Genomic DNA, 15,268 nt, shown 5'->3' on the forward strand with positions numbered 1-15,268 from the left:
GGGCTTTCCGGGCACCCAGGGTTTGGCATAGGTTTCGGCGAGTGAAGATCGCAGTGGTGCGAGAGACCAGACCGGCCGAGCGCCGGGTGGCGCTGGTGCCGGAACAAGTCGTCAAACTCGTCCAGCTCGGCTACGAGGTCGCGGTCGAGCCCGCGGCCGGCGAGCGCGCGCTGTTCTCCGACGACGCGTACCGCGTAGCCGGGGCCGAGGTGGCCTGGGGAGCCGACCACGCGGCGACCGTCGTGGTGTCGGTGCAACCGCTGGAGCGCGAACGCCTGCAGCGGCTGCACGCCGGTACCGCGTTGATGTCGTTCCTGCCGACGAATCCGCCGGACGTGATCCGGGCCGCGACCCGGGCCAAGCTGACCGCGTTCGCGATGGAGCTGATCCCGCGGATCTCCCGGGCCCAGTCGATGGACGCGCTGTCCTCACAGGCCCTGGTCGCCGGCTATCGCGCCGCCATCGTCGCCGCGGAACGCCTGCCCCGGTTCTTCCCACTGAACATGACCGCGGCCGGCACGGTGCCGCCCGCCCAGGTTCTCGTCCTGGGTGCGGGCGTCGCCGGCCTGCAGGCCATCGCGACAGCCAAGCGACTCGGCGCGGTGGTGAAGGCCTACGACGTGCGCACCGCCGCGGCCGAGGAGATCGCCTCGATGGGCGCGCAGCCGATCGAGCTCGAGCTCGGCACCCTGGACGGCCCGGGCGGCTACGCCCGCGAGATGACCGAGGAGCGAGCTCAGCTGCAGCGCGACCTGCTCGCGCCGTACGTCGCGGGCGCGGACGCGCTGATCACCACGGCGGCGGTGCCCGGGCGGACCGCGCCGATGCTGGTGTCGCGGGCGATGGTGGAGCAGATGAGGCCCGGCTCGGTCGTGGTCGACCTGGCCTCGGAGTCCGGCGGCAACGTCGAGGGCTCGGTGGCCGGGACCGAACTGATGATCGGCAACGCCCTGGTCTGGGGCGGTGCGAACGTGCCCAGCCAGATGGCGGGACCGGCGAGCCGGCTCTACGGCCAGAACGTCGCGAACCTGATCACGCTGATGACGCGGGACGCCGAGTTCAACCCCGACTTCGGCGACGAGATCGTCGCCGGCTGCTGCGTCACCCACGACGGCACCGTGCTGCACGAGCCGACCCGCGAGTTGCTGGAAGGAATGGCATGACTCTACTAACTGCCGCGCCTCCGGCGCGGCCGGTCACGAGGCTCAACTCCCGGCGTTCCCTCGGCGCTTCAGTCGCTTCAGTCGCTTCGCTCGTTCCGCTCCTCAGTCCACGCCGGGAGGCCTCATGACCGAGAGCATCGCTCTGCTGACGATCTTCGTGCTCGCGGCGTTCGTCGGCGTCGAGGTGATCAGCAAGGTCTCCTCGACCCTGCACACCCCGCTGATGTCCGGCGCGAACGCGATCCACGGGGTCATCCTGGTCGGCGCGATCATCGTCACCGGCCAGGCCGAGTCCACCCTGGTGGTGATCGTCGGGCTGCTGGCCGTTGTGCTGGCGACAGTGAACATGGTCGGCGGTTTCGTCGTCACCGACCGGATGCTGCAGATGTTCCGCGGTCCCGCGGCTCGGAAGAAGGAGCTGCACAAGTGATCGCCACCTGGGCCCAGATCGGCTACCTGATCTCGGCGGTCTGCTTCATCGTCGCGCTGAAGGCACTGTCGTCGCCGCGGTCGGCCCGCAACGGCAACCTGCTCGGCGCCGCCGGTGCTGTCCTCGCCGTCATCATCACCTTCGCCGCCTACAAGCCGGACCACCTGGTCCCGATCCTGATCGCGCTGGCGATCGGAACCGTCGCCGGCGTGGTCGGTTCGCGCCGGGTGCAGATGACCCACATGCCCCAGTTGGTGGCTCTGTTCAACGGTGTCGGCGGCGGCGCGGCCGCACTGGTCGCGTTGATCGAGCTCGGCGAGGTGCGCAACGGCCAGACCATTCCCGCGATCGCGACCGCCTTCACCGTTCTGGTCGGCGCGATCAGCTTCTCCGGTTCGGTGGTGACGTTCGCGAAGCTGCAGGAGTTGATGACCACCCGGCCGGTGACCTTCCCCGGGCTGCCGGTGCTGTTCATCGCAGGCATCCTCGGCGGCGTCGCGCTGTCGGTGTGGCTGGTGTCGGACCCGCGCGTGTGGGTCGGCGTCCTGCTGTGTCTGGTCGGACTGGCCGTCGGCGTGATGCTGGTGCTGCCGGTCGGCGGCGCCGACGTACCGATCGTCATCTCGCTGCTGAACGCGTTCACGGGTCTCACCGTGGCCGCCGGCGGTTACGTGCTCGGCAACACGCTGCTGCTGGTGGCCGGAACGCTCGTCGGCGCGGCCGGTACGTTGCTGACCAAGCTGATGGCCGACGCGATGGGCCGGTCGGTCTTCAACATCCTTTTCGGCGCGGTCCGCGGCGGCTCGACGCTCGGCGGCGGTACCGCGTCCGAGCGGCCGGTCATCTCCGGCGGTGCCGAGGACGTGGCGATCCTGCTCGGCTACGCCCAGCGCGTCATCGTCGTCCCGGGCTACGGCCTCGCCGTCGCCCAGGCCCAGCACACCCTGCGCGACCTGGTCGAGACCCTGCAGGGCCGCGGGGTCAAGGTCGACTACGCGATCCACCCGGTCGCGGGCCGGATGCCCGGCCACATGAACGTCCTGCTCGCCGAGGCCCAGGTCCCGTACGAGCAGTTGCGCGAGATGGACGACATCAACGGTGACTTCAAGTCGACCGACGTGGTCCTGGTGGTCGGCGCCAACGACGTGGTCAACCCGGCCGCCCGCAACAGCCCCAGCGCCCCGATCTACGGCATGCCCATCCTGAACGCCGACGAGGCCCAGCGGGTCATCTTCCTCAAACGCTCCATGCGACCCGGTTTCGCCGGCATCGAGAACGAACTTCTCTACGACCCCCGCACCACCCTGCTCTTCGGCGACGCCAGAGAGTCCCTCACCAAACTCCTCGCCGCCGTGAAAAACGTCTGACGGCCACCCGCGTATTTCCCTGAATGCGTTTCCGAGCGGCGAATTCCCGCATTTCCCGACAGGTACTGGTCAGACCCACCCGCGTTTTGCGGCGGCCACGCCCAGTTCGAAGCGGGAAGTCGCGTCCAGGCGCTCGGAGAGGTTTGCGGTGATGCGGCGGGCGGTGCGCAACGAGATGCCCAGGAGGCGGGCGACCTGCTCGTCCTTGGCGCCGCCGGCGAGCAGGCGCAGTACTTCGGCCTCGTGCGGGGTGAGCGGGGTGTTGTTGTCGCGGTCCTCGGGGGAGAAGAGTTCCACCGCGCGGGACCAGTAGGCGTCGAAGAGGGCGAGCGCGACGGCGATGACGGCGGGGCTGCGGTGGATCACCGCGCCTGCCGTCGGGTTCTCCGGGTCCATCGCCATGATGGCGATCTCCTGGTCGATGATGAGCAGGCGCATCGGCAGGGTCGGCGTCGCCCGGACCTCGCCGCCGTGCCGGTGCAGGGTGGCCGCGTAGTCGAGGCCCGGCTTGGACACCGTCATGCTCTGCAGATAGATGGTCCGCATCCTGACGCCGCGCTCGAGCAGCGGCAGGTCCGGTGAGGTCTCGGCCGGATGGATGGTGTCGTCGATGTGGGCCGGCACCATCCCCCAGAAGCTGTCCCTGGCCTTCAGCCCGAGCTCCTCGATCCGCCGGGAGGCGTTCGCCCGTCCCTTGAGCACTTCGACGTCGCCGCTGCTGCGTGACGTGAGGAGCTCGTTGTACTGCTCGGCGATGACCTCGGCCGAGGACTCCGCCTGGCGGAGCTCGCTGAGCAACCTGTTCAGCTCGCCGCGGCGTCGCTCGGCCAGGCCGGACAGTCCGACCCGGGGGTGCACGGCGTGCTCGGCCTCCGGATTGGTCCAGGTGGGGACCAGGAGTTCCAGCTTGCGCAGGTTCTGCATCATCTCCAGAACTTCGTCCAGAGGACTGTTCACTAGCGCGGCAATCTGCTCCGGCGTACTGTCTGGGTGGCTCAGGAGGGCGTGATACACCGCGAAGGTGGCCTCGTCCACACCCAGCGGTTCCAGCACGGCTCTCCACTCCTTCGTCGCTTGCTTGGAACCGACCATATACAGAGTGCGTCGACAATGAGCGCCTGATTGGTTGTCACCGACAATTTCGAAGGGACCTCTGGTGATCAAGAAGTGGCTCACTGTAGTCGCTGCCGGCCTGCTGGCCGCGGCGATCGCGTATTCGCCGGCAAGTACCGGCAGTGCCGAGGCGGCCGACCCGCCCTCGGTTCCGCACTGCGGCCTGGGGGCCGTCTGCTGGTAGGCAGTCCCGTAGACTGCTCAGCGTGGCTCGTGGCGATGGTCGGCTCACTCATGATCTTGACCCGCAGGACCTAGGCCCGCAGGACGCTTGTGGCGTCTTCGGGGTCTGGGCACCGGGGGAAGAGGTCGCCAAACTCACCTATTTCGGGCTCTACGCTCTGCAGCACCGGGGGCAGGAGTCGGCTGGCATCGCGGTCAGCAACGGGAACCAGATCCTGGTCTACAAGGACATGGGTCTGGTCTCGCAGGCGTTCGACGAGGCCACCCTGGCCTCTCTCAAGGGACATATCGCGGTCGGTCACTGTCGGTACTCGACGACCGGGTCCAGCGTCTGGGCGAATGCGCAGCCGACGTTCCGGTCCACCGCGACCGGATCGATCGCGCTCGGGCACAACGGCAACCTCACCAACACCGGTGAACTGGCCGCGTCGCTCGGCGGCAACGACGACCTCGACCTGGGGCTGGACCTCGACGTCGAGCACGCGAAGGCGAACGCCAAGCATGGCGCGTCCTCCGACACCGACATCCTCACCTCGATGCTGGCCGGCTACCCGGACCTGACCATCGAGCAGGCGGCGGCGAAGGTGCTCCCGAAGGTCAAGGGCGCCTACAGCCTGATCTTCATGGACGAGTCCACCCTGTACGCCGCCCGCGACCCACAGGGGATCCGCCCGCTCGTGCTCGGCCGGCTCGAACGCGGCTGGGTGGTCGCCAGCGAGACGGCGGCGCTCGACATCGTCGGTGCCAGCTTCATCCGCGAGGTCGAGCCGGGCGAGATCGTCGCGATCGACGAGGACGGCCTGCGCTCCACCAAGTTCGCCGAGCAGGATCCCAAGGGCTGCCTGTTCGAGTTCGTCTACCTGGCCCGCCCGGACACCCAGATCTCCGGCCAGCGGATCCACTCGACCCGGGTCCAGGTGGGCCGCCAACTGGCCCGTGAGCACCCGGTCGAGGCCGACCTCGTGATCGCCACCCCGGAGTCCGGTACGCCGGGCGCCATCGGGTACGCCGAGGAGTCGGGCATCCCCTACGGCTCCGGGCTGGTCAAGAACGCCTACGTCGGCCGGACCTTCATCCAGCCGAGCCAGACCATCCGCCAGTTGGGTATCCGGCTCAAGCTGAACCCGCTGCGCGAGGTGATCGAGGGCAAGCGCCTGGTCGTCGTCGACGACTCGATCGTCCGCGGCAACACCCAGCGTGCGGTGATCCGGATGCTGCGCGAGTCCGGCGCCGCGGAGATCCACGTGCGGATCTCGTCGCCGCCGGTGAAGTGGCCGTGCTTCTACGGCATCGACTTCGCCAGCCGCGCCGAACTGATCGCGAACGGCCTGAACACCGAGGAGATCTGCCGCTCGATCGGCGCGGACTCGCTCGGCTACATCAGCCTGGACGGGCTGATCGAAGCCACCACGGTGCCCAAGGACCAGCTCTGCCGGGCCTGCTTCGACGGGGTCTACCCGGTCGAACTGCCGAAGCCCGAGCACCTGGGCAAGCACCTGCTCGAGGTACCGGTGAGCACCGACGCCGACGGCCTCGCCACGGTTTCCGGCGGCGCCGGTGCCGCGGACGCCCTGTCCCGGCCGTGAAGGTCCGAGGCCCGATGAAGGAGAACACCGTGAGCCAGGGCGCGAGCTACGCCGCCGCCGGAGTCGACATCGAGGCCGGTGACCGGGCCGTCGAGCTGATGAAGGAGTGGGTGGCCAAGGCGACCCGCCCCGAGGTGGTCGGCGGGCTCGGCGGGTTCGCCGGGCTGTTCGACGCCACCGCGCTGACGGCGTACCGGCGGCCGCTGCTGGCCACCTCGACCGACGGTGTCGGCACCAAGGTCGCGATCGCCCAGAAGATGGACCGGCACGACACGATCGGGTTCGACCTGGTCGGCATGGTCGTCGACGACCTGGTCGTCTGCGGCGCCGAGCCGCTGTTCATGACCGACTACATCTGCACCGGCAAGGTGGTCCCGGAGACGATCGCGCAGATCGTGAAGGGCATCGCCGAGGCCTGCGTCGAAGCCGGTACTGCGCTCGTCGGCGGCGAGACGGCCGAGCACCCCGGCCTGCTGGAAGCCGACGAGTACGACGTGGCCGGCGCCTCGACGGGTGTCGTGGAGGCCGACGAGGTGCTCGGCGCCGACCGGGTCCGCGCGGGTGACATCGTGGTCGCGATGGCCTCGTCCGGGCTGCACTCGAACGGCTACAGCCTGGTTCGGCACGTCTTCTTCGACCGGGCCGGCTGGAAGCTCGACCGGGAGATCCCCGAGCTCGGCGGCGTTCTCGGCGACACCCTGCTGATCCCGACCCGGGTCTACGCCAAGCACTGCCTGGAGCTGATCCAGGACCTCAACGGCGGGGACGAGCGGCCGCTGCACGCGATGTCCCACATCACCGGCGGCGGCTTCGCGGCGAATCTGGCCCGGGTGATCCCGGACGACCTGGCCGTCCGGATCGACCGGTCGACCTGGACGCCGGCACCCGTCTTCGGGATGGTCGGTCAGCTCGGCGAGGTTCCGCTGCTCGAGCTGGAGAAGACGCTGAACATGGGCGTCGGTATGGTCGCCGTGCTGGACCCGGCCGCGGCGGACCGCGCGATCGCGGTACTGGGCGAGCGGGACATCCCCGCCTGGGTCTGCGGTGAGGTCACCGCGGCGGACACCAAGAACGGTGTCGAGCTCCAGGGCGACTACGCCGTCTGACGCACGCGCGAAGTCCGGGGAACCGCGGTTCCCCGGACCTCACGACGGGACCAGACCTCAGGCGAAAGGGCACGCTGACATCACCTGAAGTGCTGTGTGGTGAACTCGTCGGCGGGAGCACAGCCGACCTGCCCAGGCGCCCTAGGGGCCTGGGCAGGTCAACCGAAGTGCTCCTGCAGCTTTACCGACGGGGGTGGTAGTCGTCGGCGTCATCGCCGACGTCTGCGTCGTTGTTGCCGTTCGCAGATCCGCTACCGCCCTCGTCCCCGCCGGACAGCTCTCGCTTGAGCTGGTCCAAGTCGGTGTCCCAGGTGCGGTACTTCAGGTCGCGTGCGACCTTCGTCTGCTTGGCCTTTGCACGGCCGCGCCCCATAGCGTCGACCCCCTCGCACAAGTCAACCGGGTACGCAGCGTGGCGCCCACGGATCAGTCGTCAGTAATCGTGGTTCTAGGTTACCCGGCCCGGGAGTCCGACACACGCACCGCCCCCTGACTGGACGCCCCAAGAGGTCCGATGACAGGCCGGAAGGCCGGGCCGATCCCCTCAAACCGGCCAGGCCTCCCGCGTCTTTGGCGCCTTACGGCGTCCTCACTTCACCTCGCGACGTGAGCTTGCCCACAGTCCGACGATGGTCGGCAGCACGATCCAGACGCCGATCGCGGTGAGCGTCTCGGGCAGCATCCCCTGCAGATCCCGCTCGGCGATCCGGCCGAAGGCGCCGAACACGTCCAGCCAGTCCGCGTTGCTCTTGAACAGGGCCGGTCCGGCCAGCGACCAGGCGGTCGGGGCGATGAAGAAGACCAGGATCGCGACGGCGGTCTGGGCGATCACCGCGCCGAAGGCGGCACCCATCACGACGTTGAGGGCGGTGGTCAGGTAGGCCCCGGCCAGCGAACCGCCCAGCCCGGCGTACGTCGCTCCGTCGCCGCTGGTGGCTCCACCGATCGCGGTGGCAGCCAGCGCCAGCAGGGTGGTCGCGGTCAGCACGACGACGCTCAGCACGATCGCCGAGGTGAACTTGGCCAGCTGGACCCGGACCCGGCGCGGCGACAGCGTGAAGGTGGTCAGCGCGGTCCGCTGGGTCCATTCACTGGTCATCGCCATCACGCCGATCACCGGCAGCAGCAGCATGACACCGGTCGAAGCGGCCGCGAGGTAGCTGTCGAAGGTCTGGGCGCCGTCGTCCATGTGGGTGAGTTGCCAGCCGAGTGCGGCGAGCGCCAGGGCCAGGATGGCCAGAATCAGCACTCGGCCGCTCCGGGTGTTGACGGACTTGCGCAGTTCGGTGGTGACGAGCTTGAGGAACGACTGGCCGCGGGCCGGCGGCAGCGAGGTCGCGACCGCGGCGCGGTGCTTGCCCGGTGCCGCCGAGGCGACCGGTGAAGAGATTTCAGTGACAGCCATGGTGGTGAGCTCCAGAAAGTAGAAAGGCCGGGAAGGTCAGGCGGCGGCAGCGGCCGGGCTGGTGAGCTGGAAGAAGAGCTCTTCCAGGCCGGCGCCGTCGCTCTCGCGGAGTTCGAGCAGGATCTGGCCGGCAGCGGCGGCCGCACGGCCGACCTCCTCGGCAGTGGCGTCCACCCGCAGGGCGCCGTCGTGCAGCGGCTCGAGGTTGAGGCCCGCAGCGGTCAGCGCCTGGTTGAGGCCGGCCGGGTCGAGGCCGCGGACCAGCGTGCCGCTCCCGGCGAGCAGTTCCTCCAGGGAGCCGTCGGCGACGATCCGGCCGCCGCCGATGACGACCAGCCGGTCCACGGTCGCCTGCACCTCGCCCAGCAGGTGGCTGGACAGGATCACCGTGCCGCCGCGGGAGGCGAAGTCCTGCAGCAGGCCGCGCATCCACCGGATGCCCTCGGGGTCCATGCCGTTCGCGGGCTCGTCCAGGATCAGTGCCGCGGGGTCGCCCAGCAGCGCGCCGGCGATACCGAGCCGCTGCCGCATCCCCAGCGAGTACTGGCCGACGCGGCGCTTGGCGGCGGAGGTGAGTCCGACGGCCTCCAGCATCTCGTCCGCGCGGCTGTTGGGCACTCCGAGCAGTCCCGCGTTGAGCAGCAGGGTCTCCCGGCCGGTGCGGCCCGGGTGCTGCGCCGCCGCGTCCAGCATCACGCCGACGACGCGCCCCGGGTTCGGGAGCTCGACGTACTTCTTGCCGGCGATCGTGGCGCGGCCGGAGCTGGGTGGGGTGAGTCCCGTCAGCATGCGCAGCGTGGTGGACTTGCCGGCGCCGTTGGGGCCGAGGAATCCGGTGATGCTGCCAGGCTCGACGGTGAACGACACGTCCTGGACGGCCGCGGTGCTGCCATAACGCTTGCTGAGGTTCTCGACGGTGATCATGACCGCCACTCTTCCGTCCGGCACCCGGTCGGCACATCGCCCGACCGGGTGGACCGACCCCCTACGAAAGTCGCCGGGAAAGGATCCCGATGACCACCGGAAGAGGGACGTGAGTCAGTGCGCGGGGCAACTACGCTGACGGGATGCAACGGTTGCGCCGCTGGTACGCCTGGTTCGTCCGGCGCGCCCCGCGGTTCCGCGACCTGACCTTCATCGGGTTCAGCCTGCTGACGATCGTGGCTCAGGCCGCCTCCGGTGGGAACGGCTGGCAGACGCGGGACTGGTTCGTGCTGGCGGCCGGGATCGTGGCGTCCCTGGCGCTGTGGTGGCGTCGGCGCTATCCGGTCACGGTCACGATCATCACCATCCTGGCGCTGGGCCTCGCGCAGGTCTTCGTCCCGATGGGGCTGGCCCTGCTCACCCTGGCGATCCGCCGCCGGGACACGGTGCTCGGCCTCCTGACCGCGGCTGCCTACCTGGCCTACATCGTCAGCAGTTGGTCCGACACCAGCGACATCCTCGTGCTGGCCTTCACCGGACCGTTCCTGGTCGGGAGTTGGGTCGCCGTCGGTGCGTACATCGGGGCCAGGCGCGACCTGATGGTGTCGTTGCGCGACCGGGCCGAGCGGGCGGAGGCCGAACGTGAACTGCGGGCAGAGCAAGCCCGGCTGGGCGAGCGGGCCCGGATCGCGCAGGAGATGCACGACGTGCTCGCCCACAAGGTGTCGCTGATCGCGCTGCACGCCGGTGGGCTCGAGGTGAACCCGGCCGTCGGCCCGGAGAAGGTGGAGAGCTCGGCCGGGCTGATCCGCGAGACCGCCCGCCAGGCGATGGAGGACCTCCGCGAAGTACTCGGCGTACTGCGTACCGACGTGAGCGTGGACGGCGCGGATTTGGCGCCGGTACCCCGGGCGGCGGACCTGGATCGGCTGGTCCAGGCCTCCCGGGCGGCCGGGGTGAACGTGACGAGTGAGCTGACCCTGCCGGACGACGTACCGGCCCTCGTCGGGCGCACGGTCTACCGGATCGTGCAGGAGGCGCTGACCAACGTCCACAAGCATGCCCGGGGTGCGACCACCTCGGTGCTGGTGGACGGAGCGGCCGGGACCGGCGTGACCGTGCGGGTGGCGAACCTGCGGCCGGTGGCGGCTGATTCACTGTTGCCGGGCTCCGGCGCGGGGCTCGTCGGGATCCGGGAGCGGGTGACCCTGTCCGGTGGCCGGCTGACGGTCGGACCGACCGCGGACGGTGGCTGGCAGGTCGAGGCCTGGCTGCCCTACTGACGGCAAGAAGGGAAACGATGACGCGGCTGCTGATCGTGGACGACGAGGCGCTGGTCCGGGCCGGGCTGAAGATGATCCTGGAGTCGGCCGACGACCTGCAGGTGGTCGCCGAGGCCGACGACGGCGCCGACGCGGCCGCCATGGTGCGCGAGCACCGGCCGGACGTCGTACTGATGGACATCCGGATGCCGCGGCTCGACGGGCTGGCGGCCACCCGGCAGGTCCAGGCGTTGCCGGATCCGCCGAAGGTCCTGGTGCTGACGACGTTCGATCTGGACGACTACGTGTTCCGGGCGCTGCAGGCCGGGGCGAGCGGGTTCCTGCTCAAGGACACCCCGCCGCGGGAACTGGTGCAGGCAGTCCGGGTGGTGGCGGCCGGGGACGCGATGCTGTCGCCGGCGGTGACCCGGCGGCTGATCGGGCACTTCGCCGCGGATCCGCGGACGGACCGGCAGCGGACGGCGCGGGAGCGGCTGACCGCGTTGACCGACCGGGAGACCGAAGTACTGGCCGCGGTCGCGCGCGGACTGTCGAATGCGGACATCGGCCGGGAACTGTTCATGAGCGAGGCGACCGTCAAGGCGCATGTGTCGCGGGTGCTGGTGAAGCTCGACGCGACGAACCGGGTCCAGGTCGCGATCCTCGCCCACGACGCCGGCCTGCTCGACCAGTAGAAACAGGTCGGCCAATGGGAAACCGGCCGCGCGCCGTCGGAGGGGTGGGGGCGACGGCGCACGACCGGTTTCAGGTCAGCGTCCCAGGGGGGAGTGGGCGCTGACGGTGTGGATCAGACGCGGCCGAAGGCCACGTTGCTGCTCCAGATCTTGCCCTTGGCAACCGGGGTGCCCGGCTTCGAGGAGTGCCACAGGGTGTTGTTCCCGGCGTAGATGCCGACGTGGTACACGCCGCCGCCACCGCTCCGGAAGAACACCAGGTCGCCCGGCTTCGCGGCCTTGCGGCTGATGTGCTTGGTCACGCTGTACTGCTGACGCGACGTACGGGGCAGCTTCTTGCCGGCCTTCTTGTAGACGTAGCCGGTGTAGCCGGAGCAGTCGAAGCCGCGCGCCGTCGTGCCGCCGTAGCGGTACGGCGTGCCCTTGAGCCTCGCGGCCTCGCGCAGCACCTTCGCCCGGAAGGACGTCGTGGTGGTGCTCGTGCCGTACTTGCCGTAGAGCAGGCCGCGCTTGGCGGTCCAGGTCAGCCGGCCCCAGGTGGCCTTGGTCATGGTGCCGGTCGGGGCGATGCCCCAGGACGCCTGGTACTTTTTCAGGATCCGGACGGTGCTGTTGCCGAAGTAGCCGTCGGGACCCAGGTGCAGGGCCCGCTGGACGTACTTGACAGTCGGGCCGGAGTCGCGGAAGCGAAGCAGCGGCCGGCTCGGGATGCTGGTGTAACCACGGGTCGCGGTCACCTTGGAAGTCGCCGCGGAAGCGGTCTGAGGCGCGGAGACCACGCTGATCGCGGCTCCACCACCGACTGCGAGACCGACCGAGAGAACTGCGGCGGCGGCGCGAGGGCCGGCCACGGGCTTGCTGGGCTTACGGTGCTTGGCCATCGTACGGCCGGTGGGCCGGCTACTACTGGCCTCGCTGGTCTGACTGACGGCGCCCTGAAGCGCTGTCCGTCGGGCAGTGACGGGCATGGTTGTCTCCCGACGCCTGTGAAGTTAGCTGTCGGGTTCGGGCTGAGAGTCATTAGCCCGGTCCGCTCCCGCGGACTTCACCCCAGGGACCCGACCACTCACGGTCGGGACCCAACTTCCTGGGTCCCCCACTCCTGCCATGTGGTGTTCGAGGGGAGCACATCTGCCTGGCAGGACTCGGCGTTGACACATGTGCGGTTCGCAGTGTTTGTCGAACCGCCGACGACTGTATAACAGAATGGTCACGGCGCAAACCCTCAAATCGACAGAGACCCTCCGGAAAGGGCTCAAACGGCTCTCTGACGGGTCAGGGACCACAGGTGAACACCTGGTGTCCTGAGCGCGTCTGAGCGTCCCGCAGGCGGCCACACAGCCGATCCGAGTGACCTGGGTCACATTCGGCGATTGCTCTGTGTGACAACGAGCACAGGGCGTACTCAGGTCACCCTTTTCCCAGCAGTTCGAGCCACCGCTCCAGGCCCACGTTCCCGCCTGAGATCACCACTCCGACCCGCTCCGGGACCGCCTTGATCCGGCCGCTCAGGAGCGCCGCCAGCGCGCTCGCGCCACTCGGCTCGACGACGATCTTCAGCCGCTCGAACACGAACGTCATCGCCGCCCGGATCTCGTCGTCGCTGACCAGCGCCACACTGTCCACCAGTCGCTGGACCACCGGAAAGGTCAGCTCGCCCGGTGTGGCGATCGCCTGGCCGTCGGCGATCGTTCGCGGTATGTCGATCTGGACCCGCTTGCCCGCGGCCAGCGACCGGGCGGTGTCGTCGCCCGCGGCCGGCTCCACCCCGATCACCCGGATCCCCGGCGACAAGGCGGTGGCGGCCGTCGCGCAGCCCGAGATCAACCCGCCGCCGCCGATCGGCACCAGCAGTGCGCCGAGCGGTCCGACCTCCTCGATCAACTCCAGCGCGACCGTGCCCTGCCCGGCCATCACGTCGTAGTGGTCGTACGGCGGAATCAGGGTGAGCCCGCGTTCCTCGGACAACTGCTTCGCCAGCGCGGCCCGATCCTGGGCGTACCGGTCGTAGGTGACCACCTCGGCGCCGTACCCGCGAGTGGCCGCCATCTTGGTCGGCGGTGCGTCCTTCGGCATCAGGATCACCGCGGCCGTGCCCGCCAGCCGGGCCGCCAGCGCGACCGCCTGGGCGTGATTGCCCGACGAGTACGCCGCGACGCCGCGGCCGAGTTGTTCCGCCGTCAGCCGGCTGATCGCGTTGAACGCGCCGCGGAACTTGAACGCGCCGATCCGCTGGAAGTTCTCCGCCTTCAGGAACACCTCGGCGCCGACCCGCTCGTTCAGCGTCCGCGAGGTGAGTACCGGAGTACGGTGTGCCACCCCCGCGATTCGTCCTGCCGCCGCCTGCACGTCCTCGAGAGTCAGCTCAACCATGGCTAGACGCTACTTGGCCCGGCGGACTTCGTAGCATCGCGATGTCAAGGTCGCGGATCCGGCTCCGTACTGATGGCGAGAGGTTCCCCGAGCGGGGAGCCGACGGCGAAGGAGAGATCGTGAAATACCTACTGGTCCTGAACATCAACCCCGACGTGCTGGCCGCCCTGTCCGAGGACGAGCAGCAGGCGATCTTCAGCGGGCACGACAAGTTCATGAAGACGCTGCGGGAGTCGGGCGAGTTCCACAGCACGGTGGCGCTGGCCGAGCCGGCCAAGACCGCCGTGGTCAAGGTCCGCGACGGGGTGCCGGCCGTGACGGACGGGCCGTTCCTGGAGGCGAAGGAGTTTCTCGCCGGGTACTACCTGGTCGAGTGCGAGACACCGGAGCGCGCCTACGAACTGGCCGCGATGATCCCGGACGCGGGCATCGAGGGCCTCGGCGTCGAGGTCCGGCCGGTGGTCCACGAGGTCGGTCTCTGAGTCAGGGACCCTGGAAACGACGGAACGGCAGGAGCTCCGCTTCGGGGAGGTCCTGCCGTTCCGTTCGGCGGCGGCTCAGGAGGTCTGGTCGTCGATGTTCGCGCCGCCGGCGTTCTTCTTCACCGACTCGATGCCGTTCAGTGCGCTGTCCTTGCTCTTGTAGCTCTCGCTGACCGCGATCACCTCGCCGTTGCCGGCCTTGAGGCGGAACCGGAACCCACCCGACTTGTCTTCGTACAACTCGAACTTGCCTGCCATGACGAACCTCCCGTGGTGATGGTCTGACAACGCTTCGGAGCGTAGACCTCACCGACGGTCATCGGGAGCCCGACATGCGATCGCGTCGAGAACGAGGTCGAGCCCGAAGCGGAACCGGTCGAGCGCGCGCCGATCCCGAGCGCGCTGGCCACCGCCCGGACCGTTCGAGCGAGTACTGCGAAACGCTGCCAGGCAAAGGGATTCGCACGGCGACGAGGCGGCCGCGATCGCAGTACTGGAGGTTGGGCTGATCCGGACCGGGGCGAGCGGGCGGTCGCGGTACTGGGTCAGTTGGAGGGGACGGGTCTCGCGGCTGCCGAGGTCGAGGACTTGAAAGGGTTGATGTAGACGTCGCGGGAGACCGGGCCGCCGAACCGGAGCCGGTCGTAGGCGGTGAACTCGGGCTCGAGTTCGTCGAGCTCGTCGACGAGGGGCTTCAGGTCGACCGGGTCTGTGGTCGCCTTGATCGCCTCGATCAATTGGCCTTTGCGCTTGATCGTTGTCGGCGTGACCGAGTGCAGACAGACGTACCGACCGCTCAGGTATGCGGCCCACTCGTCGTTGCCCTCGGCTACATCCGACCACTGGGCGACGAACCACGCTTGCAACTCGTCGGTCTGGTCGGCCAAGGCGAACAGATCGGCCGGCACCATCTCGGCGCCGTCCGAGCGCAGGTAGCCCGGCATCGGCAGCTTGCCTGCCAGCATCAGCCGCCGAGCCTCGTTGGCGTCGCGGCCCTGCTCGGCGCAGAGCTCGTCCAGCACCCGGAACTGCCTCGTCACGTAGGCGTCGTCCTCGGCCGTCATCGGGTGGTCGCCGTTGATCTCCAGGAACCGCTGCTTGATCGCCTCTCGACTCATCGTTTCTCCTATGTCAAGCGGCTGGTGCGAGGTTGGTTGTCGTGCCGCTGGTTGGGTTGTT

General features: G+C 69.2%; 17 protein-coding genes and 1 riboswitch. Of the genes, 9 read left to right on the top strand and 8 right to left on the bottom strand.

Translation table 11 applies throughout. The features are described from left to right. The first annotated feature begins 41 nt into the window (after positions 1-41). The 3 genes from ABD255_RS25920 (at position 42) to ABD255_RS25930 (ending at position 2,960) form a co-directional block, all read left to right on the top strand. Positions 42-1,163: an NAD(P) transhydrogenase subunit alpha gene (locus ABD255_RS25920; protein ID WP_344218351.1), complete on the top strand. Its 1,122-nt coding sequence runs from the start codon at positions 42-44 to the stop codon at positions 1,161-1,163. A gap of 124 nt (positions 1,164-1,287) precedes the next feature. Beyond that, positions 1,288-1,593, top strand: a complete 306-nt coding sequence (locus ABD255_RS25925) for an NAD(P) transhydrogenase subunit alpha part 2 (RefSeq protein WP_344218353.1) — start codon at positions 1,288-1,290, stop codon at positions 1,591-1,593. Continuing rightward, positions 1,590-2,960, top strand: a complete 1,371-nt coding sequence (locus ABD255_RS25930) for an NAD(P)(+) transhydrogenase (Re/Si-specific) subunit beta (RefSeq protein ID WP_344218355.1) — start codon at positions 1,590-1,592, stop codon at positions 2,958-2,960. The genes ABD255_RS25925 and ABD255_RS25930 overlap by 4 nt, the downstream gene beginning before the upstream one ends. 69 nt (positions 2,961-3,029) lie before the next feature. On the opposite strand, the gene ABD255_RS25935 is transcribed toward ABD255_RS25930, so the two are convergent. Continuing rightward, positions 3,030-4,013: a helix-turn-helix transcriptional regulator gene (locus ABD255_RS25935; protein WP_344218357.1), complete on the bottom strand. Its 984-nt coding sequence runs from the start codon at positions 4,011-4,013 to the stop codon at positions 3,030-3,032. 103 nt (positions 4,014-4,116) lie between these two features. On the opposite strand from ABD255_RS25935, the gene ABD255_RS25940 reads away from it, so the two are divergent. Genes ABD255_RS25940 through purM form a run of 3 tightly spaced genes read left to right on the top strand, consistent with a single transcriptional unit; the run spans position 4,117 to position 6,948 of the window. Further along, the gene (locus ABD255_RS25940; protein WP_344218359.1) at positions 4,117-4,257 is read left to right on the top strand and encodes a hypothetical protein; all 141 of its coding nucleotides are present in this window, start codon (positions 4,117-4,119) and stop codon (positions 4,255-4,257) included. A 22-nt stretch (positions 4,258-4,279) separates the two neighbouring features. Then, a complete protein-coding gene (purF, locus tag ABD255_RS25945; protein ID WP_344218361.1) occupies positions 4,280-5,842 on the top strand; it encodes an amidophosphoribosyltransferase in 1,563 nt (520 codons plus the stop codon). 14 nt (positions 5,843-5,856) lie between these two features. After that, on the top strand, positions 5,857-6,948 hold the full coding sequence (gene purM, locus ABD255_RS25950) for a phosphoribosylformylglycinamidine cyclo-ligase (RefSeq protein WP_344218363.1): 1,092 nt from the start codon (positions 5,857-5,859) through the stop codon (positions 6,946-6,948). Positions 6,949-7,129: 181 nt separating this feature from the next. Here the strand turns inward: purM and ABD255_RS25955 are convergent, their stop codons facing one another. The 3 genes from ABD255_RS25955 to ABD255_RS25965 all read right to left on the bottom strand — a co-directional run bounded on the left by ABD255_RS25955 (position 7,130) and on the right by ABD255_RS25965 (position 9,277). Then, positions 7,130-7,321 (bottom strand): DUF3073 domain-containing protein, encoded by a 192-nt coding sequence (locus tag ABD255_RS25955; protein ID WP_344218365.1) that lies wholly within the window; start codon positions 7,319-7,321, stop codon positions 7,130-7,132. A 216-nt stretch (positions 7,322-7,537) separates the two neighbouring features. Then, on the bottom strand, positions 7,538-8,353 hold the full coding sequence (locus ABD255_RS25960; RefSeq protein ID WP_344218367.1) for an ABC transporter permease: 816 nt from the start codon (positions 8,351-8,353) through the stop codon (positions 7,538-7,540). A 36-nt stretch (positions 8,354-8,389) separates the two neighbouring features. After that, positions 8,390-9,277, bottom strand: a complete 888-nt coding sequence (locus ABD255_RS25965) for an ABC transporter ATP-binding protein (protein WP_344218369.1) — start codon at positions 9,275-9,277, stop codon at positions 8,390-8,392. A gap of 143 nt (positions 9,278-9,420) precedes the next feature. Between ABD255_RS25965 and ABD255_RS25970 the strand changes: the two genes are divergently transcribed. Both ABD255_RS25970 and ABD255_RS25975 read left to right on the top strand, forming a co-directional pair. Beyond that, a complete protein-coding gene (locus ABD255_RS25970; RefSeq protein ID WP_344218371.1) occupies positions 9,421-10,560 on the top strand; it encodes a sensor histidine kinase in 1,140 nt (379 codons plus the stop codon). 17 nt (positions 10,561-10,577) lie between these two features. Then, positions 10,578-11,234 carry a response regulator gene (locus ABD255_RS25975; RefSeq protein ID WP_344218373.1) on the top strand — a complete coding sequence of 219 codons (657 nt, stop codon included), beginning with the start codon at positions 10,578-10,580 and terminating at the stop codon, positions 11,232-11,234. A 113-nt stretch (positions 11,235-11,347) separates the two neighbouring features. Here the strand turns inward: ABD255_RS25975 and ABD255_RS25980 are convergent, their stop codons facing one another. Then, positions 11,348-12,115, bottom strand: coding sequence for a C40 family peptidase (locus ABD255_RS25980; protein WP_344218375.1), 768 nt, complete (start codon positions 12,113-12,115; stop codon positions 11,348-11,350). Between the two features lie 86 nt (positions 12,116-12,201). Then, a riboswitch (cyclic di-AMP (ydaO/yuaA leader) is annotated at positions 12,202-12,395 on the bottom strand. Between the two features lie 249 nt (positions 12,396-12,644). Further along, positions 12,645-13,607 carry a threo-3-hydroxy-L-aspartate ammonia-lyase gene (locus ABD255_RS25985; protein WP_344218377.1) on the bottom strand — a complete coding sequence of 321 codons (963 nt, stop codon included), beginning with the start codon at positions 13,605-13,607 and terminating at the stop codon, positions 12,645-12,647. 119 nt (positions 13,608-13,726) lie between these two features. Between ABD255_RS25985 and ABD255_RS25990 the strand changes: the two genes are divergently transcribed. Continuing rightward, on the top strand, positions 13,727-14,089 hold the full coding sequence (locus tag ABD255_RS25990) for a YciI family protein (RefSeq protein WP_344218379.1): 363 nt from the start codon (positions 13,727-13,729) through the stop codon (positions 14,087-14,089). Positions 14,090-14,164: 75 nt separating this feature from the next. Here ABD255_RS25990 and ABD255_RS25995 read toward each other — a convergent pair whose 3' ends face one another. Next, a complete protein-coding gene (locus ABD255_RS25995; RefSeq protein ID WP_344218381.1) occupies positions 14,165-14,347 on the bottom strand; it encodes a YegP family protein in 183 nt (60 codons plus the stop codon). Positions 14,348-14,634: 287 nt separating this feature from the next. Beyond that, a complete protein-coding gene (locus tag ABD255_RS26000) occupies positions 14,635-15,207 on the bottom strand; it encodes a DUF6058 family natural product biosynthesis protein (protein WP_344218383.1) in 573 nt (190 codons plus the stop codon). Positions 15,208-15,268: the final 61 nt, after the last annotated feature.

The organism is Kribbella sancticallisti, from assembly GCF_039530625.1.
Taxonomy (GTDB): Bacteria; Actinomycetota; Actinomycetes; order Propionibacteriales; family Kribbellaceae; genus Kribbella; species Kribbella sancticallisti.

Coding starts and splice junctions, on each gene's coding strand:
- ABD255_RS25975 (WP_344218373.1), top strand. CDS start 10,578: ATGACGCGGCTGCTGATCGTGGACGACGAGGCGCTGGTCCGGGCCGGG.
- ABD255_RS26000 (WP_344218383.1), bottom strand. CDS start 15,207: ATGAGTCGAGAGGCGATCAAGCAGCGGTTCCTGGAGATCAACGGCGAC.
- ABD255_RS25970 (WP_344218371.1), top strand. CDS start 9,421: ATGCAACGGTTGCGCCGCTGGTACGCCTGGTTCGTCCGGCGCGCCCCG.
- ABD255_RS25985 (WP_344218377.1), bottom strand. CDS start 13,607: ATGGTTGAGCTGACTCTCGAGGACGTGCAGGCGGCGGCAGGACGAATC.
- ABD255_RS25960 (WP_344218367.1), bottom strand. CDS start 8,353: ATGGCTGTCACTGAAATCTCTTCACCGGTCGCCTCGGCGGCACCGGGC.
- ABD255_RS25965 (WP_344218369.1), bottom strand. CDS start 9,277: ATGATCACCGTCGAGAACCTCAGCAAGCGTTATGGCAGCACCGCGGCC.
- ABD255_RS25925 (WP_344218353.1), top strand. CDS start 1,288: ATGACCGAGAGCATCGCTCTGCTGACGATCTTCGTGCTCGCGGCGTTC.
- ABD255_RS25995 (WP_344218381.1), bottom strand. CDS start 14,347: ATGGCAGGCAAGTTCGAGTTGTACGAAGACAAGTCGGGTGGGTTCCGG.
- ABD255_RS25980 (WP_344218375.1), bottom strand. CDS start 12,115: ATGGCCAAGCACCGTAAGCCCAGCAAGCCCGTGGCCGGCCCTCGCGCC.
- purM (WP_344218363.1), top strand. CDS start 5,857: ATGAAGGAGAACACCGTGAGCCAGGGCGCGAGCTACGCCGCCGCCGGA.
- ABD255_RS25955 (WP_344218365.1), bottom strand. CDS start 7,321: ATGGGGCGCGGCCGTGCAAAGGCCAAGCAGACGAAGGTCGCACGCGAC.